The 24,866-nt window shown below is 72.9% G+C and carries 28 protein-coding genes; 15 read left to right on the top strand and 13 right to left on the bottom strand.

Annotation, left to right across the window (positions count from 1 at the left end):
- Position 1: 1 nt before the first annotated feature.
- Together CXY01_RS03345 and CXY01_RS03340 are read right to left on the bottom strand one after the other, a co-directional pair.
- Positions 2–1,279 carry an alpha-amylase family glycosyl hydrolase gene (locus CXY01_RS03345; RefSeq protein ID WP_146925656.1) on the bottom strand — a complete coding sequence of 426 codons (1,278 nt, stop codon included), beginning with the start codon at positions 1,277–1,279 and terminating at the stop codon, positions 2–4.
- Positions 1,280–1,367: 88 nt separating this feature from the next.
- Positions 1,368–1,721 (bottom strand): MmcQ/YjbR family DNA-binding protein, encoded by a 354-nt coding sequence (locus tag CXY01_RS03340; protein WP_146925655.1) that lies wholly within the window; start codon positions 1,719–1,721, stop codon positions 1,368–1,370.
- Between the two features lie 62 nt (positions 1,722–1,783).
- On the opposite strand from CXY01_RS03340, the gene CXY01_RS03335 reads away from it, so the two are divergent.
- Together CXY01_RS03335 and CXY01_RS03330 are read left to right on the top strand one after the other, a co-directional pair.
- Entirely contained in the window at positions 1,784–2,065 is a 282-nt protein-coding gene (locus CXY01_RS03335) for a hypothetical protein (RefSeq protein WP_146925654.1), read from the top strand.
- Positions 2,066–2,082: 17 nt separating this feature from the next.
- Positions 2,083–2,829 (top strand): M15 family metallopeptidase, encoded by a 747-nt coding sequence (locus tag CXY01_RS03330; protein WP_146925653.1) that lies wholly within the window; start codon positions 2,083–2,085, stop codon positions 2,827–2,829.
- Between the two features lie 21 nt (positions 2,830–2,850).
- Here CXY01_RS03330 and CXY01_RS03325 read toward each other — a convergent pair whose 3' ends face one another.
- Together CXY01_RS03325 and CXY01_RS03320 are read right to left on the bottom strand one after the other, a co-directional pair.
- Positions 2,851–3,225, bottom strand: coding sequence for an iron chaperone (locus CXY01_RS03325; protein ID WP_146925652.1), 375 nt, complete (start codon positions 3,223–3,225; stop codon positions 2,851–2,853).
- A gap of 8 nt (positions 3,226–3,233) precedes the next feature.
- Positions 3,234–3,623: a nitroreductase family deazaflavin-dependent oxidoreductase gene (locus CXY01_RS03320; RefSeq protein WP_186813280.1), complete on the bottom strand. Its 390-nt coding sequence runs from the start codon at positions 3,621–3,623 to the stop codon at positions 3,234–3,236.
- Between the two features lie 188 nt (positions 3,624–3,811).
- Here CXY01_RS03320 and CXY01_RS03315 point away from each other — a divergent pair, with 188 nt between their 5' ends.
- Positions 3,812–4,090, top strand: a complete 279-nt coding sequence (locus tag CXY01_RS03315) for an adhesin (protein ID WP_146925650.1) — start codon at positions 3,812–3,814, stop codon at positions 4,088–4,090.
- Positions 4,091–4,260: 170 nt separating this feature from the next.
- On the opposite strand, the gene CXY01_RS03310 is transcribed toward CXY01_RS03315, so the two are convergent.
- Entirely contained in the window at positions 4,261–4,881 is a 621-nt protein-coding gene (locus CXY01_RS03310) for a CE1759 family FMN reductase (protein WP_146925649.1), read from the bottom strand.
- A 20-nt stretch (positions 4,882–4,901) separates the two neighbouring features.
- Positions 4,902–6,056: an LLM class flavin-dependent oxidoreductase gene (locus CXY01_RS03305; protein ID WP_146925648.1), complete on the bottom strand. Its 1,155-nt coding sequence runs from the start codon at positions 6,054–6,056 to the stop codon at positions 4,902–4,904.
- A 207-nt stretch (positions 6,057–6,263) separates the two neighbouring features.
- On the opposite strand from CXY01_RS03305, the gene CXY01_RS03300 reads away from it, so the two are divergent.
- The 8 genes from CXY01_RS03300 to CXY01_RS03265 all read left to right on the top strand — a co-directional run bounded on the left by CXY01_RS03300 (position 6,264) and on the right by CXY01_RS03265 (position 14,352).
- Positions 6,264–7,343 (top strand): response regulator, encoded by a 1,080-nt coding sequence (locus tag CXY01_RS03300; RefSeq protein WP_146925647.1) that lies wholly within the window; start codon positions 6,264–6,266, stop codon positions 7,341–7,343.
- Complete coding sequence (locus CXY01_RS03295; RefSeq protein WP_146925646.1) at positions 7,340–8,308, top strand: ATP-grasp domain-containing protein; 969 nt, start codon at positions 7,340–7,342, stop codon at positions 8,306–8,308. The genes CXY01_RS03300 and CXY01_RS03295 overlap by 4 nt, the downstream gene beginning before the upstream one ends.
- The gene (locus CXY01_RS03290) at positions 8,305–9,021 is read left to right on the top strand and encodes a PHP domain-containing protein (RefSeq protein WP_146925645.1); all 717 of its coding nucleotides are present in this window, start codon (positions 8,305–8,307) and stop codon (positions 9,019–9,021) included. Before CXY01_RS03295 ends, CXY01_RS03290 begins: the two co-directional genes overlap by 4 nt.
- Positions 9,018–10,502, top strand: coding sequence for a glycosyltransferase family 2 protein (locus CXY01_RS03285; protein ID WP_146925644.1), 1,485 nt, complete (start codon positions 9,018–9,020; stop codon positions 10,500–10,502). Before CXY01_RS03290 ends, CXY01_RS03285 begins: the two co-directional genes overlap by 4 nt.
- The gene (locus CXY01_RS03280; protein WP_146925643.1) at positions 10,499–10,684 is read left to right on the top strand and encodes a hypothetical protein; all 186 of its coding nucleotides are present in this window, start codon (positions 10,499–10,501) and stop codon (positions 10,682–10,684) included. Before CXY01_RS03285 ends, CXY01_RS03280 begins: the two co-directional genes overlap by 4 nt.
- Positions 10,681–11,031 carry a response regulator gene (locus CXY01_RS03275; protein ID WP_146925642.1) on the top strand — a complete coding sequence of 117 codons (351 nt, stop codon included), beginning with the start codon at positions 10,681–10,683 and terminating at the stop codon, positions 11,029–11,031. The genes CXY01_RS03280 and CXY01_RS03275 overlap by 4 nt, the downstream gene beginning before the upstream one ends.
- Positions 11,032–11,038: 7 nt before the next feature.
- Positions 11,039–12,829, top strand: coding sequence for a sensor histidine kinase (locus tag CXY01_RS03270; RefSeq protein WP_146925641.1), 1,791 nt, complete (start codon positions 11,039–11,041; stop codon positions 12,827–12,829).
- Between the two features lie 119 nt (positions 12,830–12,948).
- Positions 12,949–14,352 carry an FAD-binding oxidoreductase gene (locus CXY01_RS03265; RefSeq protein WP_146925640.1) on the top strand — a complete coding sequence of 468 codons (1,404 nt, stop codon included), beginning with the start codon at positions 12,949–12,951 and terminating at the stop codon, positions 14,350–14,352.
- On the opposite strand, the gene CXY01_RS03260 is transcribed toward CXY01_RS03265, so the two are convergent.
- From CXY01_RS03260 to CXY01_RS03245, 4 genes are all read right to left on the bottom strand, one after another.
- Positions 14,349–14,558 carry a hypothetical protein gene (locus CXY01_RS03260; RefSeq protein WP_146925639.1) on the bottom strand — a complete coding sequence of 70 codons (210 nt, stop codon included), beginning with the start codon at positions 14,556–14,558 and terminating at the stop codon, positions 14,349–14,351. The genes CXY01_RS03265 and CXY01_RS03260 overlap by 4 nt on opposite strands.
- On the bottom strand, positions 14,539–15,279 hold the full coding sequence (locus tag CXY01_RS03255; RefSeq protein ID WP_246124999.1) for a signal peptidase I: 741 nt from the start codon (positions 15,277–15,279) through the stop codon (positions 14,539–14,541). Before CXY01_RS03255 ends, CXY01_RS03260 begins: the two co-directional genes overlap by 20 nt.
- 5 nt (positions 15,280–15,284) lie before the next feature.
- Positions 15,285–15,974, bottom strand: coding sequence for a TasA family protein (locus tag CXY01_RS03250; protein WP_146925638.1), 690 nt, complete (start codon positions 15,972–15,974; stop codon positions 15,285–15,287).
- Between the two features lie 71 nt (positions 15,975–16,045).
- The gene (locus CXY01_RS03245) at positions 16,046–18,169 is read right to left on the bottom strand and encodes a putative bifunctional diguanylate cyclase/phosphodiesterase (RefSeq protein WP_246124997.1); all 2,124 of its coding nucleotides are present in this window, start codon (positions 18,167–18,169) and stop codon (positions 16,046–16,048) included.
- 186 nt (positions 18,170–18,355) lie between these two features.
- Here CXY01_RS03245 and msrB point away from each other — a divergent pair, with 186 nt between their 5' ends.
- From msrB to CXY01_RS03230, 3 genes are all read left to right on the top strand, one after another.
- Positions 18,356–18,781: a peptide-methionine (R)-S-oxide reductase MsrB gene (gene msrB / locus CXY01_RS03240; protein WP_146925637.1), complete on the top strand. Its 426-nt coding sequence runs from the start codon at positions 18,356–18,358 to the stop codon at positions 18,779–18,781.
- A gap of 56 nt (positions 18,782–18,837) precedes the next feature.
- Positions 18,838–19,620 (top strand): nuclease-related domain-containing protein, encoded by a 783-nt coding sequence (locus tag CXY01_RS03235; RefSeq protein WP_146925636.1) that lies wholly within the window; start codon positions 18,838–18,840, stop codon positions 19,618–19,620.
- A 109-nt stretch (positions 19,621–19,729) separates the two neighbouring features.
- Positions 19,730–20,179 (top strand): MarR family winged helix-turn-helix transcriptional regulator, encoded by a 450-nt coding sequence (locus tag CXY01_RS03230; protein WP_246124995.1) that lies wholly within the window; start codon positions 19,730–19,732, stop codon positions 20,177–20,179.
- 70 nt (positions 20,180–20,249) lie between these two features.
- Here CXY01_RS03230 and CXY01_RS03225 read toward each other — a convergent pair whose 3' ends face one another.
- From CXY01_RS03225 to CXY01_RS03215, 3 genes are all read right to left on the bottom strand, one after another.
- Positions 20,250–21,935, bottom strand: a complete 1,686-nt coding sequence (locus tag CXY01_RS03225; RefSeq protein WP_371862746.1) for an MDR family MFS transporter — start codon at positions 21,933–21,935, stop codon at positions 20,250–20,252.
- A 32-nt stretch (positions 21,936–21,967) separates the two neighbouring features.
- On the bottom strand, positions 21,968–22,447 hold the full coding sequence (locus CXY01_RS03220) for a MarR family winged helix-turn-helix transcriptional regulator (RefSeq protein ID WP_146925635.1): 480 nt from the start codon (positions 22,445–22,447) through the stop codon (positions 21,968–21,970).
- Positions 22,448–22,577: 130 nt separating this feature from the next.
- Positions 22,578–24,065: a sugar porter family MFS transporter gene (locus tag CXY01_RS03215; RefSeq protein WP_146925634.1), complete on the bottom strand. Its 1,488-nt coding sequence runs from the start codon at positions 24,063–24,065 to the stop codon at positions 22,578–22,580.
- A gap of 177 nt (positions 24,066–24,242) precedes the next feature.
- Here CXY01_RS03215 and CXY01_RS03210 point away from each other — a divergent pair, with 177 nt between their 5' ends.
- Positions 24,243–24,842, top strand: a complete 600-nt coding sequence (locus CXY01_RS03210; protein ID WP_146926061.1) for a hypothetical protein — start codon at positions 24,243–24,245, stop codon at positions 24,840–24,842.
- Positions 24,843–24,866: the final 24 nt, after the last annotated feature.

Raw genomic sequence — 24,866 nt, 5'->3', positions numbered from 1 at the left:
CCTACGGCGCGACCACGGCCCAGCCGTGCGGCGCGACGTCGGCCCGCTCGCGGCTGGCGTCGTCGCACGCGAGGACCTCGCCGCCCGGCCGCGCGAGCGGCTCGTCGCCCAGGTTCAGCGCCACCAGCAGCGCGTCGTCGCCGTCCCGCACCTCGTACACGAACGTCGTGTTGGTGAGCGCGACCTGGCTCGTCCTCGCCCGGTGCAGCCACGGGTGACGTCTCCGCAGGCCGATGAGGTCCTGGTGGAGCCGCAGGACGGGGTTGTCGTCCTGGCTGGGCCCGTCGACCGCCAGCTCCCGCCGCACGGCGTCGTCGCCGCCCTCGCGCTCCTCCTTCACGCCCAGCAGGCCCAGCTCGTCGCCCGCGTAGACCGTCGGGGTCCCGCCGACCGTGCACAGCACCACGACCGCGTGCGCCCGGTGGCGCGGGTCCTCGATCGTGCTCGCGATGCGCGTGGTGTCGTGGTTGCCGACGAACGTCTGCGGCGCGAACGACTCGAGGAACTCGTCGTGCCGCGTCAGCGACCAGGCCAGCTCCCACAGGTTGGCGTCGCTGATCGAGCTCCAGATCGCCTTCCACAGCTCGTACTGGGTGACCGAGTCGACCGTCGACCCCTGCACGAACGCCGGGTAGTCGCCGTGGATGACCTCGGCCACGAACCACGCGTCGGGGTGCTCCGCGCGCACCCGCGGCAGCACCTGCGCCCAGAACGTCGTCGGCACCGCGTAGGCCGCGTCGAGCCGCCAGCCGTCCGCGCCCCGGTCGAGCCAGTGGTTCATGACGCGCACGACGTACTGCACGACGGAGGGGTGCGCGTGGTCCAGCGTGACGAGCGCGTCGTGCCCCTCGAACCCGACGAACCCGCCGTCCTCCCGACGCTGCAGCCAGACCTCGTCGTCGGACCGGCCCTCGATCGCGTCGACGGACCGCCGCGCGATCGCCGAGTCCCGGCCGACGTGGTTGAAGACGCCGTCGAGCAGCACCTTCAGCCCGCGGCCGTGCGCCTCCGCGACGAGGGCGTCGAAGTCCCCGTCGTCACCGAGGCGGGGGTCGATGCGCAGGTGGTCCACGGTGTCGTAGCCGTGCGTGCTCGATGCGAACACGGGGCCCAGCAGGACGCCCGAGGCGCCGAGCGTGACGACGTGGTCCAGCCAGCCGACCAGGCGGCGGAGCCGGTGCTCGTCGGGACCGGGGGCGTCGCCCGGGTACGCGCCGACGGCCCCGAGCGGGTAGACGTGCCACCAGATCGCGTGTCGGACCCAGTCGGGCTCGGTCATCTGCTCCCTCGTCCCCGTCGCGGTTCGTCGTCGAGCGTAGGCCGTCGCCGTGGGCGCCGCAGTGGGCTGGGCCGGCCGCGCGACGCGGTCACTCGCTCGCCGCGGGCGGCCCGAGGTGCGGGTACCGGCGCCGCAGCACCGGCGGTGCCGCCCACCACCAGGACTCCGCGAGGTGCGCCTGGAGCGTCTCGGCGTCGACCGCGTCCATCGCGATCAGCACGAGGTTGGCGCCGGCGTGGTGGTCGGTGGTCGAGTACAGCGACGGCTCCTGCTCCACCAGCGCCAGCCGCTCCCCGTTGTCCTCCACCCGCACCGTGATGCGGTCCTCGTCCCACATACGAGCCACCAGGGCCCGGTGGAACCACGCCGGCTGCCCCCAGCTCTGCCGCTCCGTCACCTCGGGCAGCGCGAGGGCCGATTGCCGGGCGTCGTCGAGGTCCATCGGGCCATCCTGTCGGTCGCCACCCACAGCGGGCGCGTGAGGCCGACTCGTACACTTGTTCGATGGTCCGGGAGATCGACTGGTCGAAGTGGCAGCGGACGCCGCGCGGCTGGGTGCGGGTGCCTCCGTCGGGCTGCCCGGCCGGTCACCGGTGGACGACGAACGGGCCGGGGCGACCCTCGGAACGGTTCGTCACGTGCGGCTGCACGGTCGACCGCCACCACACCCTGTGGGTGTGCCCGACGTGCGCGATGCACTGCGCGGAGGGGTGCACGGACACGGCCCTGTGGGCGGGCACGACGGTCTCGTCGGGGATCGTCGGAAGCCGCCGCGGGCTGGTGTGAGCGGGATAGTGGACGGCATGAGGAGTCGGTCGGGCATCGTCGTGCTGGTGGTCGCGCTGCTGTGCGCGGGCTGCGCGTCGTCGCAGGCGAGCCGGACCCCGACCGTCGCGCCGACGGCGACCCCCAGCGCGGCGCCGGTCACGGCTCCGCCGGTGCCGGACGTCCCGGACCCGCCGGTGGTCGCCCTGCCACCACCGGACTTCACGTCGACCGTCTCGGAGATCACGCCCGAGCTCGCCGCCCGCATGGATCGGTCGTGGCGCCCGGGCTGCCCGGTCCCGCTCGAGGACCTCCGCTACGTGACCGTCACGCATCGCGACTTCGCGGGCGAGAAGGTGCAGGGCGAGCTGGTGGTGCACGCCGACGCGGCGGAGGCCATGGTCACGGTGTTCCGCGCGCTGTTCGAGGCCGGCTACCCGGTCCGGTCCATGCGGCTGGTCGACGACTTCGGAGCCAGCGACGACGCCTCGATGGACGCGGACAACACCTCGGCGTTCAACTGCCGGGCGATCACGGGCGGCACGGGCTGGTCCGAGCACGCCTACGGACGCGCGATCGACGTCAACCCGGTGGAGAACCCGTACGTGTCGGGCTCGTCGGTGGGTCCACGGGCGGGGCGTGAGTTCGTGAGCCGCCCCGACAGCCCGGGCGTGATCCACGCCGGCGACGAGGTGGTCCGCGCGTTCGCCGCCGCCGGCTGGCTCTGGGGCGGCGACTGGGACTCGCCGGTGGACTACCAGCACTTCTCGCCGTCGGGGCGCTGACCGCCGCCGGCACGAGGACCGTCAGCCCAGCCGCGCGTCGACCTCCGCCATGCGTCGCTCGGCGATCAGCCGCACGGTCTCGACGCTCAGCGGTGCGCCGGCGTCGAACTGCAGGGTGGCCCCCGACAGCTTGCCCTCGCCGAGCACCCCGGCCAGGGCCGTGGCAAGCGGCGGGCTCATGAGGTGCAGGCTGCAGTGCGTCGTCGCGACCGACAGCGCGACCAGGCCGGTCCCGCGGTACCGGAGGGTCGGCACCTGGTACGAGATGACCTGTTCGGCGTCGGGGACGACCTCGAGCAGCCGGTCGCGCACGAGCCGCAGCGCGGCGCCCTGCTCTGGCGGGACGGCGTCGAGGTACTCGTCGACGCTGCCTGCGGGGTACCCGTCACGGACCATGTCTCCTCCTAGGGGTGAGGCGTCGCGGCGACCTCGACGAACTCGTCGACGCGCATGAGCCGCAGGCCGGCGCGGATCACCGCGGGCACCAGCCGCGCCCCGTCGTCCCCGTGCAGCCGGACCGGTGCGCTCAGGGTCAGCACGCGTCCTCGTCGCACCATCCGCGCACCGTCCGCGGCCTCGAGGTTGCGCAGCCACTGGACCTGGGGGCCGTAGGTCAGCGCGATCACGACGCCTCGCCGGGTGGTGAACGCGAAGACCGGCGTCCGGTACCGGCGTCCGCTGCTGCGCCCGACGTGGTGCAGGGTCGCCATCGGCCAGACGTGGTCGGAGAGGGTCCCCAGCAGCGGGTTGGTCACCCGGCGGTTGAACCGTGCGACCCGGAGCGGGATCGGCATGCCTTCGACGGTAGTGCGCAGGGTAGGGGGAGCGCACCGGTACGGCGACCCTGACGGGCGTCTGGACAGCCACGGTCTTGCCCAGCGGACGCCGAGTTGCATCGGCTGGCCGGGGCTGCGCACGGTGGAGACGTCCGATCGAGCCGCCCGCGAGGGTGGCACCACCGGCAACCGAGAGGAGAGCACCCGTGCTCACCCTGACCGACACCGCCCGTACCGCTGTCCACACGCTCACCACGAAGGCCGGCCTTCCCGACGAGACCGGGGGCCTGCGCATCGCGCAGCAGGAGGCGGGCGGCTTCGAGCTCGCGCTCGTCCCGGAGCCGTTCCCGGGCGACGACGTCGTGACCGACGGCTCGACCCGCGTGTACGTGGACCCGGAGGCCTCCGTGACCCTGGCGGACCAGCGCCTGGACGTCGAGCCCGCTCCCGACGGCACGATGTTCACGCTCGGCCCGCAGCAGTAGGCACCGCACGCCCCAGCCGCCCGAGCGCACGCCGGGGCACGACCGGCCCGCTCGGGCCTCCGACGACGACGGCGAGGACCCTTCCCCCTCCGAGGTCCTCGCCGTCGTCGCGCAGACGGATGACGACGGCCCGACGCTGATCGCGTCGGGCCGTCGTCGTGTGCAGGAGGTCAGGCGCCGCCGAGCAGCTGCTCGAACGACGGCACCGCGTCGTAGAGGCCGACGGGCGCGGACGGCTCCCGGTCGGCCACCATCTCGGCCAGCTCGCGCCCGGCGCGCCGGATGCGGTTCGGGAGCGGGTTGACGTCGTCGCCGCCACCGTCGGCCCAGTCGTCGGTGGCCGCGAACACGGCCGTCCCGGCGACGTCGGCCCGCAGGTACGCGAACAGCGGTCGCAGCGCGTACTCGAGCGCCAGCGAGTGCCGGCCGGTACCACCGGTCGCGCCGACGAGCACGGGCCGCCCGACGAGCGCGTCCTTGTCGAGGATGTCGACAAACGACTTGAACAGCCCCGAGTACGACGCGGAGAAGATCGGCGTGACGGCAATGACGCCGTCGGCCGCGGCGACCTTCTCCAGGACGTCCTTCAGCGCGCCGGAGGCGAAGCCGGAGAGGGTCATGTTGACCACCTCGTGGGCGACGTCGCGCAGCTCGACGTGCTCGACCTGCGCGGTGATGCCGCGGGCGGCGAGCTCGGTGACTGCTGCGTCGGCGAGGCGGTCGGCCAGCAGACGCGTCGACGAGGGCTGGGACAGCCCCGCCGAGATGACGACGATCGAGCGGTCGCTCATCGAGGTCCCTTTCCCCAGCATCATGACGAGATCGAGTCTTCGGCCCGGAGGCCGGTGTAGGTGTCCTGCGCGACGACCTGCTCATGGACGGTACCCGCGGCCTGCGCCGCCGCCACCCGCTGCGCGTGCGACGGCGGGTTCGCCGGCACGTGCGCGGGACGGGCGGACTCCGCCTCGGCGCGCAGCACCGGGACCACCTCGGTCGCGAGGATGTCGATCTGCTCCAGCACGGTCTTCAGCGGCAGTCCCGCGTGGTCCATGAGGAACATCTGGCGCTGGTAGTGGCCCACCTGGTCGCGGAACTTCCCGTAGCGGTCGATGACCTGCTGCGGGCTGCCCACGGTCAGCGGGGTGTCGCGCATGAAGTCCTCCAGCGACGGTCCGTGCCCGTAGACGGGCGCGTCGTCGAAGTACGGCCGGAACTGCTTCACGGCGTCCTGCGAGTTCTTGGACATGAACACCTGCCCGCCGAGCCCGACGATCGCCTGGTCCGCCTGCCCGTGCCCGTAGTGCTCGTAGCGCTCGCGGTAGAACTTCACCATCTGCGCAGCGTGCTCCAGCGGCCAGAAGATCGCGTTGTGCAGGAAGCCGTCACCGTAGTAGGCGGCCTGCTCGGCGATCTCGGGGCTGCGGATCGAGCCGTGCCACACGAACGGCGGCACGCCGTCGAGCGGGCGCGGCGTCGAGGTGAAGCCCTGCAGCGGGGTGCGGAACTTGCCCTGCCAGTCCACGACGTCCTCCTCCCAGAGGCGACGCAGCAGCGCGTAGTTCTCGATGGCCAGCGGGATGCCCTGACGGATGTCCTGGCCGAACCACGGGTAGACGGGGCCGGTGTTGCCGCGGCCCATCATGAGGTCCATCCGACCGTCGGAGATGACCTGGAGCATCGCGTACTCCTCGGCCAGGCGCACCGGGTCGTTGGTGGTGATCAGGGTCGTCGCGGTCGACAGGATGATGTTCTTCGTCGTGCCCGCGAGGTAGCCGAGCATCGTGGTGGGCGACGAGGGGACGAACGGCGGGTTGTGGTGCTCGCCGGTGGCGAAGACGTCCAGGCCCGCCTGGTCGGCGTGCTGGGCGATGGTCAGCATCGCGCGCACGCGCTCCGTGTCGTCCGGCGTCCGGCCGGTGGTCGGATCGGTGGTGACGTCGCCGACGGTGAAGATCCCGAACTGCATCTCGCGCCTCGCTCAGTGAAGAAGGTTCATGCGTTTGCATGTACTTGCCGCTCAACAGGGCACTCCCGCGACCTATTCCCCGGACCTCGACCCGGGCGCCTGTCCAGGTCCGGATCGCACCGGGGGCCCGCGAGCCCCGGTGGGCCGTAGCCCGGGGCGACCTATAGCGTGGGGCGCACACCGGCCGGCTGGGGAGGGCGACTCGGGGTGACTGAGCAGATCAGGGTGCTGGTCGTCGAGGACGACGCCGACACCGCGCAGTACGTGCGCACGGTGCTGGAACGCCGCGGCGGCATGGACGTGACCGTGGTCCACGAGCCGATGTCCGCGCTGGCGGAGGTCGCGGCGAGCAGCTTCGACGTCGTGCTGACGGACATCCAGATGCCGGGGATGAGCGGGCTCGACCTGCTGGGGGAGCTGCGCTCCCGGGCGGCCGGCACACCCGTGGCGGTCATGACGGCGTTCGCCAGCGTGGACTACGCGGTCGAGGCGCTGCGGCGCGACGCCGACGAGTTCCTGGTCAAGCCCGTCGCCGCCGCGACCCTGCTGGAGCGGATCACCGCGCTCGCGGTCGAGGGCCGCGCCAAGCGCGCCGCCGACGGTGCCACCGAGACGGTGCTGGCGGTGGGGGCGCACCCCGACGACGTCGAGATCGGCGTCGGCGCCACGCTGGCGTCGCACCGCGCGGCCGGGGACACCGTCGTCATCCTCACGCTGTCCAGCGGGGCCATCGGGGGAGAGGTCCAGCTCCGCCGGCACGAGGCGCTCGCCGCCGCCGGCATCATCGGGGCCCGGCTCTACCTGCACGACTTCGAGGACACGCGGCTCGACCCCGCGGGCGGCTTGATCACGACGATCGAGGAGCTCATCCGCGAGGTCGAGCCGAGCGTCGTCTACACGCACAGCGAGCACGACCGCCACCAGGACCACCGCGCCGTCCGGCAGGCCGTCGACGTCGCCGCCCGCCGGGTCCCGTCCCTGGCGTGCTTCCAGAGCCCGTCGTCGACGATCGACTTCCGGCCCACCCGCTTCGTGCCGGTCGACGGGTTCCTCGAGGCGAAGCTCCAGATGCTCGCGGCCTTCGAGTCGCAGTCGCACCGCGACTACATGGACCCCGACCTCGTGCGCGCGACCGCCCGCTACTGGTCGCGCTTCGGCGGCGGCCAGTACGCGGAGCCGCTGGAGACGGTGCGCGCCGCCGCCATGCTGAGCAACAAGGCGAGGGCCGCCGGTGTGGTGGCTGCCCCCGTGTCCGAGGTCGTCGACGAGCACGGAGGTCACGCATGAGGGTCCTGGTCACGGGTGCCGGGGGCCCCGCAGGGGTCGCGGTCATCCGGTCGCTGCTGCGCCGCGGCGACGTCGAGGTGATCGCCGCCGACATGGACCGCTGGGCCAGCGCGCTGTACCTGGTGGACGCCGGGTCGCGGTACCTGGTGCCCGCCGGGCGGGCCGACGACTTCGTCGACGTCGTGCGCGGGATCTGCCGCGACGAGCGCGTCGACGTCCTCTTCCCGACGGTGGACGTCGAGCTGCCCAAGCTCGCCGCCGCCCGCGACGAGCTGCTGGCCGACGGCACGGTCCTCGCCTCGCCCGCGCTGCAGACGCTCGAGACCTGCCTGGACAAGCTGGCGCTCGCGGCGGCGTGCGCGCGGACCGTCCGGGTGCCGCGCACCGAGCTGCTGGGCACCCCGCAGGCGGTCTCCGGCTGGGACTTCCCGGTCATCGTCAAGCCCCGCCGCGGTGCGGGCTCGCGCGGGGTCCGGCTGGTCGGCACGCAGGCCGAGCTCGACGCGGTGCACGACGCCGACGAGGACCTGCTGGTCCAGGAGCTCCTGCCCGGCGACGAGTACTCGGTGGACGTCCTGGCCGGGCTGGACGGGCGGGTGATCGCCGCGGTGCCCCGCGCCCGCCTGCGCGTGGACTCCGGCGTCGCCGTGGCGGGCGTGACCGTGCACGACGACGAGCTCATCGAGACCGCGTCGGCCGTGGCGCGCGCGATCGGGCTGACGACGGTCGCCAACGTCCAGCTCAAGCGCGACGCCGACGGCCGGCCGGCCCTGCTCGAGGTGAACCCCCGGTTCCCGGGCGCGATGCCGCTGACGATCGCGGCGGGCGTGGACATGCCGTCGCTCACGCTCGACGCGGTGCTCGGCCGGCCCGTGCCGGACCACGTCGACTTCCAGGAGATCGCGAACGTGCGCTACCTGGAGGACGTCTTCCTCCCGATCGCCGACGTCCTGCCCGCACCATGACGCTGAGCACGTCCCTCCTGACCGGCGACCACCACGTCCACTCGACGTTCTCCGACGACGCGGTGAGCACGCCCGCCGAGAACCTGGCGGCGGCGCAGGCCGTGGGGCTGCGCGAGATCCGCATGGTCGACCACGTCCGCGTGTCCACCACCTACGTCCCGGAGTTCCTGGCGGCGGTCCGTGCGCTCCCGACGGTCGACGGCCTGACCGTCCTGACCGGTGTCGAGGCGAAGATCCTCGACGCGTCGGGCACGGTCGACGCGCCGCCGGAGGTGCTCGCCGCGCTCGGCACGCCCGGCGGACCGGACCGCGTGCTGCTCGCCGACCACCAGGTGCCCGGCCCCGACGGCCCGTGGAGCCCGCGCGCGACCCGCGAGCGCATCGAGGCCGGCCTGGACCCGGCCGACGTGGTCGAGATGCTGGTCACCGCCACGGTCCGCGCGATGCACGCGGTGGGCCGCGCACAGCTGGCGCACCCGTTCTCGGTCCTGCCGAAGATCGGGCTGACCGAGCAGGACGTCACCGACCAGCTCCTCGACGCGCTGGCCGACGCCGCGGTCGCCACCGGCACCCCGGTCGAGGTCAACGAGAAGTGGCACTGCCCCGGCCCGCGGGTGACGGACCGGCTGCGGGCCGCCGGGGTGCTGCTCGTCGCGTCCACCGACGCGCACCAGGCCGCCGACGTCGGGGTGTACGACTGGGTGCGCGGATGAACGACGTCGGTCGGGACGTCCTCGTCGCGCTCTTCGTGGCGCTCGTGGGCATCGGCGCGATCCCGGTGCTCGCGGGGCTGTACCAGTACCTCCTGGTCCCGGTGCACGCGTTCCGCAACCACCTGCGCGCCGCGGCCCCGCACCTGCCGCGCGTCGTGGTCATCGTGCCCGCCTGGAACGAGGGCGCCGTGCTCGCGGCGTCGCTGGACCGGCTGATGAGCCTGCAGTACCCGCCGGACCGGCTCAAGGTGTTCGTCGTCGACGACGCGAGCACCGACGACACCCCCGACGTGGTCCGCGCCAAGGCCGCGCAGTACGACGACCGCATCGTGCACCTGCGCCGCGAGCAGGGCGGGCAGGGCAAGGCGCACACGCTCAACCACGGCATCCGGTACGCCCTGTCGGACGACTGGATGGAGGCGCTGCTCATCATGGACGCCGACGTCATCTACCGTCCGGACTCGCTGCGCCGGATGGCCCGGCACCTCGCCGACGAGAACGTGGGGGCGGTCACGGCGTTCATCCGCGAGGGCAGCGGCAGGCCGGGGAGCGTCGCGCGCTTCATCGGCTACGAGTACGTGACCGCGCAGGCCGCCGCGCGGCGGGCGCAGAACGTCATGGGTGCCATGGCGTGCCTCGCGGGCGGCGCCCAGCTGCACTCGCGCGAGAACCTCGAGGCGGTCGGCGGGCAGGTGGACACCTCCACGCTGGCGGAGGACACCTACACCACGTTCCTCACGCAGCTGAACGGCCGCCGCGTCGTGTTCGAGCCGGCGGCGGTGGTGCTCGCCGAGGAGCCCGACACGGTCACGGCGCTGTGGAAGCAGCGGGTGCGCTGGGCCCGCGGCAACGTGCAGATCACCCGGACCTTCTCGCGGGTCTGGTTCCGGCCCTCCCGCAAGCACCACCTGGGCAACCTCGACTTCGGGGTGATCTGGTTCGCCATCTACCTGCTGCCCGTGGCCATGGGGTTCGCGGCCGTCGGCCTGGTCGGTCTCTACTTCGTGGCGGAGCTGACGGCGACCCAGGTGTTCCAGGGCTTCTGGTGGGTGGCGGTGACCGCCTACGTGTACATCACCGTGGCGACGCTCCTGCTCGACCGGGAGACCGCACGCCGGTCCTGGCTGCAGGGTCTGCTGTTCCCCGGGATCGGCGCGCTCGTCGTGATGAGCGCCGCGTGGTTCCCGAACCTCTGGGAGGAGCGCCTGCCCGGCCTGCTCGGGCTCGAGATGTCCGAGACCGGCCGGATGGTGTGGACGCTGACCCTGTACTCGTGGTCGGTGCTGGCCATGGCGCTGGCGTGGCTGATCAAGGTGCTCGAGCGAATCCCCGCGGTGCGGTGGCTCGCCACACCGCTGCTCTACGTGGTGGGCTTCGGTCCGGTGCTCTGCGCGATCACGCTGGACGCGTACGTCAAGCAGGCCCGGGGTGCGACCGCCGTGTGGGACAAGACGGAGAAGACGGGACGGGTGATGGGATGACGAGCTCGCACCGGGCGGGCCCCGGCGACGACGCCCGCTGGTGGGCGACGCTGTCGCGCGACGCCCTCGAGGACGAGATCCGGTCCAACCGGCGCGCGGAGCGACGCCTGCTCGTCCTGACCGTCCTGGTCTCGCTGGCGGTCACGGCCGTGGCCCTCCTGCTGCACGGCGGTGTGTCGTGAGCCCCCGCGTGCTGGTGGTCGACGACGAGCCCGACGAGCTCGCCCTGATCACGCGGCACGTGCGCCGGCTCGGCCACGACGTCGTGGCGGCCAAGAGCGCCGAGGAGGCGCTGGCGGACCCGCAGCTGGACTCGGTCGACGTCGCGATCGTAGACCTGCGCCTGCCGGGCATGGGCGGCTGGGAGCTGATCGAGGTGCTGCGGGTCCGCCGCCCCGACCTGCCCGTGGTCGTGACGTCGGTCCTCGACGCCGACGACTACCCGCACGTCGAGGCGTGGCTGCCCAAGCCGTTCTCCGGTGACGCGGTCCAGGCCGCGCTGACCCGGGCGCTGGGCGGTACCCCGTGAGCCGACGATGACCGAGCTCTGGTCGAACGAGCGCACCGACCTGGTCACCATGGGGTCGCGCTACCTGCGTCGTCTCGCCCGCCACCTCGGGCCCGACGGCGGCGTGGTCGAGCGTCAGCTGCCGTTCGTCGGCGTGTTCCTGATCGCGCTGCTCACGCTGCTGATCCCGGGCGTCAACGTGACCAGCCAGCGCGAGGTGGTCATCGCCGCCCTGCTCACCGTGGGCCAGCTGATCGCGGCTCGGTACCTGCCGTGGGGCCGGTGGCCCGAGGGCCGGCAGGACGTCCTGCCGATGATCCAGCTGCTGGCCGTGGCGTTCCTGCGCACCGGGACCGGAGGTCCGGGGTCGGCGTACACCACGCTCGTGTTCTTCCCCGTGATCACCCTCGCCTCGCAGCGGGACCGGCGCGGCATCGTGCTGGCCGCGCTCGGGGTGGCCGGGGTCGTCCTCTCCCCGGTCCTGCTCACCAACACCGTGCAGCTCACGGTCGACACCGGCGTCCGGACCCTGTTCGTCACGCTCGTCGCCGTGGTCGTGGCCGCCACGGTCCACGAGATCACGGCCCGGCTGCGCGCCCGCAGCCGGGCGCTGCTGTCGCTGCAGATGGACCAGGCGGTGCTGCTGGACCGCGCGCGCGCCGACGCCCTGTCGCTCGCCCGCGTGGCCGACCAGCGTCGCGCCGCGCGTGACGCCCTGGTCTCCGTGATCGACTCGGCGACCGAGCAGGCGATCATCGCGACGGACGCCACGGGGCTGGTCGAGGTGTTCAACGCCGGCGCCGAGAGGCTGCTCGGGTACGGGCAGGGCGAGGTGGTCGGGCGCCTGCGCCTGACGGACTTCCACGACAAGGACGAGCTGGAGGCGCGCCGCACGCTGCTGTTCGCCGACGACTCGCCGGTCGACCACCCCCAGGCCCTGGTCGACGCGCTCGTCGCACCCGCACTGGCCGGCCGCCCCGAGGTGCGCGACTGGACCTACGTCGCGCGGGACGGCGAGCGCATGACCGTCCGGCTCGCGGTGACCCGGCGCTCCGAGGCGGACGGCACCACCACCGGCTACGTGGTCGTCGCCACCGACGTCACGTCCGAGCGCGAGGCGTCGCGCCTCCAGGACGAGTTCGTCAGCCTGGTGAGCCACGAGCTCCGCACGCCCCTGACCTCCGTGCTGGGCTACCTCGAGCTGCTCACGGACGGCACCGACCCGCTGTCGGACGAGCAGCGCGAGTACCTGACCGTGATCGAGCGCAACGCCCGCCGCCAGCTGCGGCTGGTGGGCGACCTGCTGCTCAGCGCCCAGGTGGACGCGGGACGGTTCTCGATCGCGCCGAGCCGCATCGACGCCGCCGACATCGTGCGGGCCTCGATCGAGGCCGCCACGCCCGTGGCCGACGCCGCGGGCGTGACCCTCGAGGGGACGGTCGTCCCGACGCCGATCGACGCCGACCCGGTCCGCCTGGCACAGGCCGTCGACAACCTGGTGTCGAACGCGATCAAGTTCACGCCCTCCGGCGGCACGGTCCGGGTCGGGGTCACGCCCCGGGGCACGCAGGCGTCCGGCGGCGCGGACATCGTGGTCGCGGACACCGGCATCGGCATCCCGCCCGACGAGCTGTCCCAGCTGACCACCCGGTTCTTCCGGGCCTCGACGGCGACCCGGCGCGCCATCCCGGGGGTCGGCCTGGGGCTGTCGATCACCAAGGCGGTCGTCGACGCGCACGGGGGCTCGCTCGCGATCACCAGCACGCTGGGCGAGGGCACCACGTTCACGATCACGCTCCCGGCGACGCCCCCGGGCTGAGCCGGACGTACTCCCCGGTAGCTCCGGACATCCCGGGATGTATCAGACAGGACGACCGACGTCCCCTCCTGCCCGTGCGCCGAACGACGGCGCAGGACAGGACGACGAAGGAAGCCCCCATGACCATCCTCAGCTCCTCGACCGGTGCGGACTACCGCCCCGCCACCGCCGCCGCCGTCGCGGCGCTCGCGGACGCGGGCGTACCCGTGCACCTGCCGGGCACCGAGGCGTACACCGCGCTCACCGGCACCAGCAACCTGACCAAGGCGATCAGCCCCGTCGCCGTCGTCCCCGTCCGCGACACCGCGGACGTCACCGGCACGGTGCGCGTGGCGGCCTCGGCCGGCCTGCGGGTCGCGGTCCAGAGCACCGGGCACGGCGCGACGGAGACCATGCACGACTCGATCCTGGTGAGCACCGCCGCGCTCGACGAGCTCACGGTGCACCCGGACGAGCGCTGGGCCCGCATCGGTGCGGGGGTGCGGTGGGCAGCCGTCCTCGAGGCGTGCGCGCCGTACGGGCTGGCCGGGCTCGCCGGCTCGTCGCCCGACGTCGGGGTCGTCGGTTACCTGACGGGTGGCGGGCTCGGCCCGGTCGCCCGCTCGCACGGGCTCGCCTCCGACACCGTCCGCGCCTTCGAGGTCGTCACCGGCGACGGCGTGGCCCGCCGGGTCACCGCCACGCACCACCCGGAGCTGTTCTGGGGCCTGCGCGGCGGCAAGGGGACCCTCGGCATCGTCACCGCCGTGGAGATCGACCTGGTCGAGCAGCCCGAGCTGTACGCGGGCGCCCTCTGGTTCGCCGGTGCCGACGCCCCGGCCGTGGTCCGCACGTGGAGCCGGTGGTGCGAGGTGCTGCCCGAGGAGGGCACCACGTCGATCGCCGTGATGCGCCTGCCCGACCTGCCGTTCGTCCCGGAGCCGCTGCGCGGAGTCACGTCCGTGAGCGTCCGGTTCGCGTGGACGGGCGACCCCGCCGTCGGCGAGGAGATGGTCCGTGCGATCCGCTCCGTCGCCGCACCCCTGATCGACACCGTGCAGGTCATCCCGTACGCGGCGCTCGGTGCCGTGCACACCGACCCCACCGACCCGATGCCGCTGCACGAGCACCACAGCCTGCTCGACGCGTTCCCCCTGGAGGCCGCCGACCGGCTGCTCGAGCTGGTGGGTCCGGACGCGCCGTGCGCGCAGGCGATGGTGGAGGTCCGCCAGCTGGGCGGCAAGGTCCTCGACGACCGCGGGGTGCCCAGCGCGTTCCCGCACCGGGACGCGGCGTTCTCGCTGTTCACGATCGGCGTCATGGTCCCGGAGGTGGCGCAGGTCGTCACGCAGGACACCGCTCGCGTGCACGAAGGGCTCGCGCCGTGGACCCGCGAGGGCGGCCTGCCCAACTTCACCGACGGCGCCGGTCCGCAGTGGGCGCAGCGGGTGCTGACCCCCGCGGTGGCGCGACGCCTGCAGACGCTCTCGATGGTCTACGACCCCGACGCGGTGCTGCTCGCCGCCCGGGGGATCCGCGGCTAGGGCTCCGCGGGCGTCACGACGAACGTGAGGGAGACGTCCGCGTCGTCGGTGAGCTGCGCGGACGTCGACCCGACGAGGGGGCTCGCCAGCGCCGCGACCGCGAACGCGACGGCGACCGCGAGCCGCACGAGGCCGTTGCGGTCCACGGACAGGAAGGTGCGGCGCCGGACGTCGGGGGCGGTGGGCTCAGTCGAGGAGGAGCTCATCGACCCTCCTGTCCGCACTGTCCGTCCGGCGGGAGGCCGGGTGGTCCCGCCGGGCCCGACGGGCGTCGCCCATCGCGAGCAGCTCGAGCGTAGCGAGCGCGAGCAGCGGAGGCACGAGCATCACCGCGCGTCCCTGCGCGGATCCCGCCCACTGCAGCACCCAGCCCCAGCCCTTGTGGACGGCGAGCTGGACCCCGCGGATGCGGCCGATGGGCGTCGCGTTGACGTCGGCCTCCGCGTTCGCGTCGCCCTTGGTCACGACGTACGACTTGGTCAGCCGCTCACCGTCGGGACCGACCTTCTGCACCATCCGGCCGGTCGCCGCGTCCTGCCGGAGGTCGGGCAGCTTGCGCAGGGCGACGATCCGGTGGGTCACCAGCTCGTCGGAGCCCATGGGCCAGAACGAGATGACCTGGCCCACCTTGAGGTCCGACTCGTCGGAGATGGCCCGGAGCACCACGGCGTCGCCCGCGTCGAACTTCGGCGCCATCGAGCCCGACGTCACGACGAGGATCCGCTGCTGGTGCGCCTGGAACCACAGCGGGACGGCCAGCGACGTCGCGTACGCCACGCCGCAGATGACCACGACCGTCCACAGCGCGACACCGAGCAGCCGTCGCCACGTCGGCTTGGGAGCACGAGAACGCCGCCGACCGATCGCGCGCGGCGCGCGCCGGTCGACGGCTGGGGCGTCTCGTCGCCCGTCCGACCAGGAGGTCATCGAGCTCAGTTGTTGGCGGTCTGCTCGGCGTTGAAGATCAGGTCGAGCTCCACCGCGGAGTCCTGGTAGGCGTTGTCCGCCTCGAGCGGGAAGTCGACGCGGAAGCAGAGCCACTCGCTGGCACCGGCCGCGAGGGCCCGGTCGCCGGTCTGCGCGCCCACCGTGGGCTGGCCGACGAGCGCCGTGGCGGTGCCCGGCCAGTCCTCGCCGACGCCCGTGTTGTTGATCGGCGTGAGGGCGGCGACGCCGGCCGCCGTGCAGCCCGTCTCCGAGCCGACCGGGAACACCGACAGCGCGAGGATGTCGCGCAGGTCGCCGGGCGTCGCGGGCGGGTCGAGGACCGGGTCGGTCCCGGGGTCGGTCACAGGCGTCGCGAAGTACGAGACGGCGTACCGCAGCTCGAGCGACCCGTTGCTCTGGACCTGCAGCGGCGTGTACGTCGAGTCGCCGGGCGCGAGGTTCTGGGGCGAGAACGCGAACGGCACCGCGTCGCCGATCTCCAGGTCGACCGTGCCGCTCTCGATGGCCGCGGACGTCGCGTCGTTGTCGGTGAAGATGGCCGACGTCGTCAGCGTCGTGGCGCCGATGGCCGCGAGGCCGACGATGGCCACGGTGGTCCAGAGCCGCCGCCGGCGCGGGGCGTCGTGGTGCGCGGGCGCGGGGTCGATCATCTCTTGAAGCAGGTCGTCCATCATGTGGGAACCCCCCTAGGTGAAAACATCCTTATCGGCACCTCGGCGCCGGACTTGAGCCGAACGCACGATACTCACCCGTTCGTGTCATCCGTCCCCGCTGACCTCGGCGGACGCGTGTGGCGTGTCGACGGCGGCCGCGTCGGTGCGACCGCGACACCGCCCCGGCCACCACCGGCCCGGTCCCGGCGCGGGCGCGGCACGGACGGGGTGAGCCGCAGGTCGTGCGCGGGCACGGCCTGGGAGTACAGGTAGCCCTGCGCCTGGTCGACCCCGAGCCGGCGCAGGATGACGGCGGTGGGCTCGTCCTCCACGCCCTCCGCGACCACCCGCAGGTCGAACGAGTGCGCGAGGTCGACCATGGCCTGCACGACGACCTCGGACCCCTCGCGGCCGTCGGCCCCCAGGTCGGAGACGAACAGCCGGTCGATCTTCAGCTCGTCCACGGGCAGGTCCCGCAGCTGGGAGATCGAGGTGTTCCCGATGCCGAAGTCGTCGATGGCCACCCGGATGCCCAGCGCGCCGAGCCGCTCCAGGACCGGCACCACGCGCGACGGGTCGGCGACCAGCGCGGTCTCCGTGATCTCGACCTCGAGCAGGTCCGCCGGCACGGTGTGCTCCTCGAGCAGCGACTCGATGAGGTCGACGACGGCGAGCGTGGTCACGTCGTGCGCGGACAGGTTGACCGCGACGGGCGTCGCCCGGCCCTCGGCCCGCCACGCGGCGAGCTGCGTCACGCACTCGGTCAGCGCGTACCGCGTCACGTCGTGGATGAGCCCGGACTGCTCCGCCAGCGGGATGAACGTGGTGGGCGGCAGCACGCCGCGGGTGGGGTGCACCCAGCGCATCAGGGCCTCGAGGCCGACGGTCCGGCCCGTCGCCAGCTCGATCTTCGGCTGGTAGTGCATCCGCAGCTCGCGCGCGGCACCCGGCGCCGGGGTCAGGGCACGGTGCAGGTCGCCCAGCAGGACCAGGCGCGCGGGCGACGAGTCGTCCTCGTCCGCGGAGTAGACCGAGACGCCGGTGCGGTGGTGCTTGGCGGCGTACATCGCGACGTCCGCGGTCCGCATGAGCGACGACGGGTCGCTCGCGTGGTCGGGCAGGCACGCGACGCCGACGGACGTGTCGACGTGCAGGGGCAGCTCGCCAAGCATGAACGGCGGCACGAACAGGCCGCGCACGCGCCGGGCGAGCCGCTCGGCGTTCGCGACCGAGCGCACGTCGGGCAGCAGGATCGCGAACTCGTCGCCACCCAGCCGTGCGACGACGTCGTCGTCCCGCAGCGCGCCGCGCAGCCGCTCCGCCACCTGCTCCAGCAGCTCGTCGCCGCGGTCGTGGCCGAGCGAGTCGTTGATGTCCTTGAACCGGTCGATGTCCAGGAGCATGAGCCCCACCCGGGAGCCGGTCTCCTCCGCCTCCAGGATGGTGCGGCGCATCCGCTCGGCGAGCATCCGCCGGTTGGGCAGCCCGGTGAGCGAGTCGAGGAGCGCGAGCCGGGCGTTCTCGAGGGCGGTGGCCTGCAGCCGGCGGGACGCCGTCCACACGGTCCGGAACAGCACCAGCCAGAGCGCGACCAGGCCGAGCGTCACGACGACGGCCAGCGTCCGGACCGCCTCGGCCAGCGCGGCGCCTGCCGCCCGGTGGTCGAGCATCACCTCGGCGGCCCCGATCACGCTCGAGCCGCGTGCCGGGTCGGGGTCGGCCACCTCGTCGGCCCGCACGGGCACGTAGACGTCGAGGACGGACAGCTCGGTCCCGCCGCCGGAGCCGGCACCCGCGCCGCGCACGTCCGTGATCACGCGGGCGCTCGGGCTGCCGCCGGCGGTGACGAGGTCGAGCCGGTCGCCGTCGGGGAAGCCGGTCTCGGTGTGCTCCGCCGAGCTGTAGATGAGCGAGCCGTCCAGGGCCCACAGCCGCAGCTCGACCAGCCGGTCACCGAACCCGGAGGTCGCGGCCTCGACGGCGTCCTTCTGGGCCTGGTCGAGGTTGTCCGGGGGGACGAAGGAGTCGGTCGGGACGGTGCGCGTGGCGTACGCCGTGACGGTCTCGGCGGTCGCGATCCCGTCGCGCACCGACTGCTGGCTCATCACGCTCCACGTGACCCAGACGAGCGCGCACCCGAGCACGACCATGGCGATGCTGCTGATGACCGCGAACGACCGTGTCAGCGGCCAGCGGCGGCGGACGGCTCTTGGCACGTGGACCTCACGAGCTGGGGCGAGCGCGGCTCGGAGGGGGCCGTGCTGTGCCGAGAGTATGCGGAACTTGTGCTGCACAGCGACACGCCAGGTCAGAGCGTCGTCCCGGCGCGTCGGGAACGTCCCGGGACACGCCACGGTTGCACCGGTCGTCACCACGACGCCGACCCGTCCCAGGAGGACCAGATGACGTACGACGTGTCCAAGACCGACGAGCAGTGGGCCCTGGAGCTGGAGCCGCAGGAGTTCGCGGTGCTCCGCCGCGCGGGGACCGAGCGCGCGTGGACGGGCGAGCTGCTGGACGAGAAGCGCGAGGGCGTCTACCGCTGTCGCGCGTGCGACAACGAGCTGTTCCGCTCCGACACCAAGTTCGACTCGCACTGCGGCTGGCCCAGCTTCTTCTCGCCCCTCGCCGGCGACCGCGTGGAGCTGATCACCGACCGCAGCCTCGGCATGGTCCGCACCGAGGTGCGCTGCGCGCGGTGCGGGTCGCACCTCGGGCACGTGTTCGACGACGCCCCGCAGACCCCCACGGGCGACCGGTTCTGCATGAACTCGGTGAGCCTGCGCTTCGAGCCGCGGCGCGCCGGGGCGGACACCCCGGACGTGTGACGTCCAGATGGTCGACACGTGTGAAGTCAGCCGCCGCGAGTGCCGATAATGCTCACGTGGAAGACGTCCTGACGGTGCGGCGGTGGAGGCGCTACGGCGCCGACCGCCTCTATGTCACGCAGGAGAGCGGTGCCCGCGTCGGCTCGGTCGACCTGCAGTCCGGTGAGGTCGTCGTCGACGACCCCGCGCACGAGGCCGGCCTGCGCCGGGCCGCGCAGGCCTACCTGCGCGCCGACGTCGCCGAGCTCGCCATGGCCCTGCCGGCGCCCGGCGTCGGCGCCCTCGACCCCGTCGACGAGGAAGCGCTGCAGGCGTGGCTCGGCGGGGACGACTGGGACTCGGTGAACGTCGCCGCGATCCGGGGCGAGCGCGGCAGCTCCGTGCGGACCCGGCTCGAGCGGATGGGCGACGAGGGCTGGCAGGTGGTCCACGACGTGCCGCTCGGCCGGCAGGGGAGCCTGGTCGAGCACCTGCTCATCGGTCCCGCGGGGATCTTCACGGTCGCCGAGCGGCGCCACCCCGGCCAGCGCATCGTCGTCGAGGGCCGCACCCTCGCCGTCGACGGGCGGTCCATGTCCTACCTGCGCGACGCGCGGCTCGAGGCCACCCGCGTGCAGGGCGCCCTGCTGGCGGCCGCGTGCGCGGCGATCACGGTGCGGGGCGTCGTCGTGGTGCACGGCGACCTCGAGGTGCGCACCGTCCAGCCGCAGCACGACGCGTTCGCCATCGCCCGCCAGGACGTGCAGACGGTGTTCCGCGCGATGCCGGTCCGGCTCGACCCGGCCCGCATCATGGCGATCGCGCACGTCGCCCGTCAGCGGTCCACCTGGTCGCGCTGAGCGGCACCCGGGTGTTGACACCTGTTCCGCGCGGTGATCTGCTGAAACGCTTCCCTCTGCTCGGGTGGCGATGCCGCGATTTGCGCAGGGGTCCCGTCAGGATGTGACCGTGGTCGACGAACAGTTCCGCCAGCTCGAGCGCGAGCTCGGGCTCCTCCTGCGACGCGCGCAGGCCTCCTCGGCATCGATCTCGCGGGACGTGCACCCCGACCTCGAGCCCGCCGCCTACTCGCTGCTCGCGCTCATCGCCGCCTCACCGGGCGTGCGGGCGAGCGACCTGGCCGCCACCATCGGCGTCGGGCGGGGCACGATGTCGCGCCAGCTCGCCCGGCTGGGCACGCTCGGGCTCGTGTCGCGACGGCCCGACCCCGACGACTACCGGGGCCAGCTCCTCGAGCTGACCGACGAGGGCCTGCGCCGCTTCGAGGCGGCCCAGCAGGCGCGGCGGGCGTTCCTGCGCCAGGCGCTGACCGCGTGGAGCGAGGCCGACATCGAGGGCCTGGCCACGCAGCTCGGCCGGCTCAACACCGACCTCGCGGCGGCCCGACGGGCGCACTGACGCCCGTTCCCCGAGCACGACGGCGCCGCCCGGTCGGAGGGACCGGGCGGCGCCGTCGCGCTGTGTCAGGTCAGCGGCGGGGTGCGGTCTTCTGCTCCGCCTCCAGCGCGTCGAGCTCGGCACGCTCGGGCTGGACCTCGGCGGATGCCTCGGCGGTGGCCGGGGCGAGCGCCTCGCCCTCCTGCTCCAGCAGCTGCTCGATGCCCGAGCGGGTGCCCAGCGGGACCTCCTTGAGGAAGAGGACCGCGATCAGCGAGATGAGCGCGATGGGCGCGGCCACCAGGAACAGGTCCGCGATGGCGTTGCCGAACGACTGCTCGACGACGATCCGCACGTTCTCCGGGAGCGTGGACAGGTCCGGGATCGCTCCGTCGGAGCCCATGGCGGACGGGTCGATGCCGATCGCGGTGAGCCCGCGGACCATCAGGTCGGTGACCCGGTGCGAGAGCACGACGCCCAGCGCGGACACGCCGAGCGCACCGCCGAGCGTCCGGAAGAACGCCACGGTCGACGTCCCCGACCCGATCTCGCGGACGTCCAGGGTGTTCTGCACGGCGAGCACGAGGTTCTGCATGAGCATCCCGACGCCGGCGCCGATGACCACCAGGTAGAGGCCGACCAGCGTGAACGACGTGTCGAAGTGGATGGTGCCCATGAGCCCGAGCCCCGCGGTGAGCAGGACGGCACCGGCGACCATGAACTTCTTGTACCGGCCGGTGCGGCTGATGATCTGCCCGGAGACCGTCGACGAGACGAGCAGGCCGACGATCATCGGGATGGTCAGCAGGCCGGACTGCGTCGGGGTCTTGCCGCGGGCCAGCTGCATGTACTGGCTGAGGAACACCGAGGTGCCGAACAGGGCGACGCCCACGGCGATGCTGGCGACGACGGACAGCACCAGCGTGCGGTTCTTGAACAGGTGCAGCGGGATGATCGGCTCGCTCGCGCGGGACTCCACCCAGATCGCGGCCGCGAGCGTCAGCAGGGAGCCACCGACCATGGCGGCCGTCTGCCACGAGGCCCAGTCGAACGAGGTTCCCGCGAACGTGATCCAGAGCAGGAGCGTGGCGATGCTGACCGACAGGAGCGTGGCGCCGGCGTAGTCGATCTTCACCTTGCGGGCAGCGCGTGCGGGCAGGTGCAGCGTGCGCTGGAGCACGATGATCGCGGCCAGCGCGAACGGCAGGCCGAGGAAGAAGTTCCAGCGCCAGCCGGCGCTGTCGGTGATGACGCCGCCGAGCAGCGGCCCGCCGACCATGCCGATGCCCATCACGGCGCCCATGAGGCCCATGTACCGGCCGCGCTCGCGAGGGCTGATGATGTCGGCGATCAGGACCGTGCCCAGCGCGGTGAGCCCACCGGCGCCGATGCCCTGCAGGGCGCGCATGCCGATGAGCATGCCGGTCCCGTGCGAGAGCCCGGCGAGCGCCGAGGAGATCACGGAGATGGCGAGCGCCAGCTGGATGAGCAGCTTGCGGTCGACCAGGTCGGCCAGCTTGCCCCAGATGGGCGTCGAGATGGTCGTGGTGAGCAGGGTGGCGGTGACCACCCAGGTGAAGGCGGACTGCGTGCCGCCGAGGTCGGAGATGATCCGCGGCAGCGACGAGGAGACGACGCTCGTCGCGAGGATCGAGACGAACATCCCGAGGAGGATGCCGGACAGGGCCTCGAGCACCTCGCGGTGGGTCATCTTGGGCGCGGGGCTCTGGACTGAGCTCTCCGCGGTGCTGGTGGGTTCGGGGGTGGCGCTGGTCATGGTCTCGCTCTCGGTGGTGCTGGCTGGGGGGATCAGGCGGGCTGGAGGACGTCGTGGGCAGGCTCGGGGGCGAGCCGGGCGAGCGTGGTGGTGAGCCGGTCGAGGGTCGCGGTGGCGTCGCGGAGCTCGTCGGCGGTCCAGCCGGCGAACACCTCGTGCGCGCGCCGGTCCAGGGCGTCGGCGATCTCGACGGCCAGGGAGCGGCCGGCGGGGGAGAGGCGGATCGTGCGGACGCGGCGGTCCTCGTCGTCGACCGCCCGCTCGACCAGGCCGTCGTCGACGAGCTGGCTGACCTGGCGGCTGGCCACCGAGATGTCCACGCGCAGGGCGTGGGCGATGTCGCTGACCTGGAGGGTGCCGCGGCGCTGCAGGATCCGGACGATCGCGAGGGCGCCCTTGGTGCACCCGATCTGTCGGGCAACCTCCAGGGACGACTCGCGCAGCGTGCGGCTGAATGCCTGGACCGACCGCAGCAGTGCCTGCGGGGGCGTCTCGGGATGGACGTGCGACATGCGGCTCCTCTTTGTTGCTTGCGGCAACCATACGTCCAACGCTTGCTTCAAGCAACTGAGTGCGACGTCTATTCCCTCGCACAGCGACGCGGCCGGGCCCACGGGGGGCCCGGCCGCGTCGTCGGTCGTCTCAGGTGGCCGACGACGCCCCGCGACGGGTGCGGTCCACCTTGACGCCCTCCATGTCCTCCAGCTCGATGCCCTTGGTCTCGGGCACCTTCCAGAGCGTGAAGAAGAAGGACAGCGTCGCGAAGATCGCGTACATCAGGTAGGGGATCGACGCGCCGAAGGTGTCCAGCAGCGGCGGGAACGACACCGTGATGAGGAAGTTGGCGATCCACTGCGCCGCCGCCGCCACACCGAGCGCGGCCGCGCGGATGCGGTTGGGGAACATCTCGCCCAGGAGCACCCAGACGAGCGGGCCCCAGGTCGCACCGAAGAAGACCACGAACAGGTTGGCCGAGATCAGCGCGATGACGCCCCACGAGCCGTCGAGGGTCAGCTCGTCGCCCGTGCCCGTCGACTGCGTGAACGCGAGCGCCATGATGCCGAGGGTCACCGCCATGCCGAACGAGCCGGTGAGCAGGAGGGGACGGCGGCCGACCTTGTCGATGAGCGCGATCGCGATGAACGTCACCAGCACGTTCGTGATCGACGTGATCGTCGAGATCATGAACGACTGGCTCTCCTCGAACCCGACGGCCTGCCACAGCGTCGTCGAGTAGTAGAAGATCACGTTGATCCCGACGAACTGCTGGAACACGGACAGCAGGATGCCGACCCACACCACCGGCAGCAGGCCGAACCGCGGACCCTTGAGGCTCGCCTGCGACTCGAGCTTCTTGTCGGTCGCGATGGTGTGCTCGATCATCACGACGTGCGCCTCGACGTCGTCGCCCTCGGGCAGCGTCGTGGCGAGCACCGCCTTGCCCTCCTCGCGCCTGCCGGTCGCGATGAGGAAGCGGGGTGACTCGGGTATCTGCAGCGCGAGGATGCCGTACACGGCCGCCGGGATCACCGCGACGATGAACATCCAGCGCCACGCCTCGAGGCCGAGCCACAGGTCCTCGGCCGCACCGCCCGCCGACGTGGCCAGCAGCTGGTCCGACAGGAGCGCGGCGAAGATACCGAGCGTGATGGCGAGCTGCTGGAGGGACCCCAGCCGGCCGCGCATGGCCGCCGGCGCGATCTCCGCGATGTACGCGGGCGCGATCACCGACGCGATGCCGATGCCGATGCCCGCCATGACGCGCCACAGGACCAGGTCCCACGCGCTCCAGGCGATGCCGGACAGGATCGAGGACACGAAGAACAGCACCGCGCCGAGGAACATCACGCGGGTGCGGCCCCAGCGGTCCGCGAGCTTGCCGCCGAGCCAGGCGCCGAACGCGCAGCCCAGCAGGGCGATGGCGACGACGAGGCCGGTCACGGCGGGGTTGATCTCGAACTCGTCCTCGATCGCGTTGACCGCCCCGTTGATGACCGAGCTGTCGAAACCGAACAGGAAGCCACCGACGGCGGCGGCGATCGCCAGGCCGATGGCCTTGTTCTTGTAGGGGCTCGGCGGGACCGCCGACCCCCCTGCCGCCCCCTGCGGCGACCGTGACGCGTCGGACATGGTGTTGCTCCTCCATGAGACGCCCGAGCCGCTCCCGGGGCGATCATCCCCACCTTGGCCCTCACGGCGTGACTGTGCACGTCGGAGGCGTGCCTGCTGGCAGCCGGGGGTGCGGGGAGGCAAGATCGTCCGATGGACGGCACCGGTGGTGGAGCGAAGCGGCCCCGTCGGCCCGCCATGCTCGACCCCGCCCAGGCCGACGAGCTGCCCGGCGGCTACGACCCCGCGCTGCGCAACGAGGCGGCGCACACGACCGCGGCGGCGCTCGTGCACCAGGGCCGCGCCAACACCGATCCCGAGGTCGTCGACCGGCTCGTGTCCCTCGTCGAGCGGGAAGGTCTCGACGTCGTCGCCGCCCTGTGGTCCGACAGCCCGGCGGACAGCCTGCCCGGTGCGCTGTGGCGGCTCTACGTGCTGCGGGAGTGGGTCCGGCGGGACCCCGCGACCGTCGCCGACCGGTACCGCCTCGGCGTCGCCGCCGCCCCGGTGCACGACGTCGTCGCCGGCGTGGCCGACGCCCCAGGGCCGGCGGACGTCCGGGCGGTGGCCGACGCGGTGCTGTCCGGCGTCTACACGGGTGACCTCGACGTCGCCCTGGAGCGCGCGGCCGCCTTCAGCCGGGTCCTGGCGACGGGTGCGGCGTTCGACGCCGACCACCTGGACGACGTCGACCCGTCCGGGGCGCAGCGGCTCACCCGCGGCGCCGCCTCCCTGGTCCGCACGGCGGAGGAGCTCGAGCACGCCGCCTCGCTGTGGCGGGCCGACCGGCTCGAGTGACGTCGGCCACGGCGGACGCGTGAA

Origin of the sequence: Cellulomonas xylanilytica (genome assembly GCF_007989805.1) — a bacterium.
Classification (GTDB): Bacteria; Actinomycetota; Actinomycetes; order Actinomycetales; family Cellulomonadaceae; genus Cellulomonas; species Cellulomonas xylanilytica.
Note: the sequence above shows the minus strand (reverse complement) of the source record. Positions and strands in the feature narration are given on the sequence as shown.

Excerpts from the sequence above, each read along its gene's own strand:
- CXY01_RS03345 (WP_146925656.1), bottom strand. The coding sequence starts at position 1,279 with ATGACCGAGCCCGACTGGGTCCGACACGCGATCTGGTGGCACGTCTAC.
- CXY01_RS03340 (WP_146925655.1), bottom strand. The coding sequence starts at position 1,721 with ATGGACCTCGACGACGCCCGGCAATCGGCCCTCGCGCTGCCCGAGGTG.
- CXY01_RS03335 (WP_146925654.1), top strand. The coding sequence starts at position 1,784 with ATGGTCCGGGAGATCGACTGGTCGAAGTGGCAGCGGACGCCGCGCGGC.
- CXY01_RS03330 (WP_146925653.1), top strand. The coding sequence starts at position 2,083 with ATGAGGAGTCGGTCGGGCATCGTCGTGCTGGTGGTCGCGCTGCTGTGC.
- CXY01_RS03325 (WP_146925652.1), bottom strand. The coding sequence starts at position 3,225 with ATGGTCCGTGACGGGTACCCCGCAGGCAGCGTCGACGAGTACCTCGAC.
- CXY01_RS03320 (WP_186813280.1), bottom strand. The coding sequence starts at position 3,623 with ATGCCGATCCCGCTCCGGGTCGCACGGTTCAACCGCCGGGTGACCAAC.
- CXY01_RS03310 (WP_146925649.1), bottom strand. The coding sequence starts at position 4,881 with ATGAGCGACCGCTCGATCGTCGTCATCTCGGCGGGGCTGTCCCAGCCC.
- CXY01_RS03305 (WP_146925648.1), bottom strand. The coding sequence starts at position 6,056 with ATGCAGTTCGGGATCTTCACCGTCGGCGACGTCACCACCGATCCGACC.
- CXY01_RS03295 (WP_146925646.1), top strand. The coding sequence starts at position 7,340 with ATGAGGGTCCTGGTCACGGGTGCCGGGGGCCCCGCAGGGGTCGCGGTC.
- CXY01_RS03290 (WP_146925645.1), top strand. The coding sequence starts at position 8,305 with ATGACGCTGAGCACGTCCCTCCTGACCGGCGACCACCACGTCCACTCG.
- CXY01_RS03285 (WP_146925644.1), top strand. The coding sequence starts at position 9,018 with ATGAACGACGTCGGTCGGGACGTCCTCGTCGCGCTCTTCGTGGCGCTC.
- CXY01_RS03280 (WP_146925643.1), top strand. The coding sequence starts at position 10,499 with ATGACGAGCTCGCACCGGGCGGGCCCCGGCGACGACGCCCGCTGGTGG.
- CXY01_RS03270 (WP_146925641.1), top strand. The coding sequence starts at position 11,039 with ATGACCGAGCTCTGGTCGAACGAGCGCACCGACCTGGTCACCATGGGG.
- CXY01_RS03265 (WP_146925640.1), top strand. The coding sequence starts at position 12,949 with ATGACCATCCTCAGCTCCTCGACCGGTGCGGACTACCGCCCCGCCACC.
- CXY01_RS03260 (WP_146925639.1), bottom strand. The coding sequence starts at position 14,558 with ATGAGCTCCTCCTCGACTGAGCCCACCGCCCCCGACGTCCGGCGCCGC.
- CXY01_RS03255 (WP_246124999.1), bottom strand. The coding sequence starts at position 15,279 with ATGACCTCCTGGTCGGACGGGCGACGAGACGCCCCAGCCGTCGACCGG.
- CXY01_RS03250 (WP_146925638.1), bottom strand. The coding sequence starts at position 15,974 with ATGATGGACGACCTGCTTCAAGAGATGATCGACCCCGCGCCCGCGCAC.
- msrB (WP_146925637.1), top strand. The coding sequence starts at position 18,356 with ATGACGTACGACGTGTCCAAGACCGACGAGCAGTGGGCCCTGGAGCTG.
- CXY01_RS03225 (WP_371862746.1), bottom strand. The coding sequence starts at position 21,935 with ATGACCAGCGCCACCCCCGAACCCACCAGCACCGCGGAGAGCTCAGTC.
- CXY01_RS03220 (WP_146925635.1), bottom strand. The coding sequence starts at position 22,447 with ATGTCGCACGTCCATCCCGAGACGCCCCCGCAGGCACTGCTGCGGTCG.
- CXY01_RS03215 (WP_146925634.1), bottom strand. The coding sequence starts at position 24,065 with ATGTCCGACGCGTCACGGTCGCCGCAGGGGGCGGCAGGGGGGTCGGCG.
- CXY01_RS03210 (WP_146926061.1), top strand. The coding sequence starts at position 24,243 with ATGCTCGACCCCGCCCAGGCCGACGAGCTGCCCGGCGGCTACGACCCC.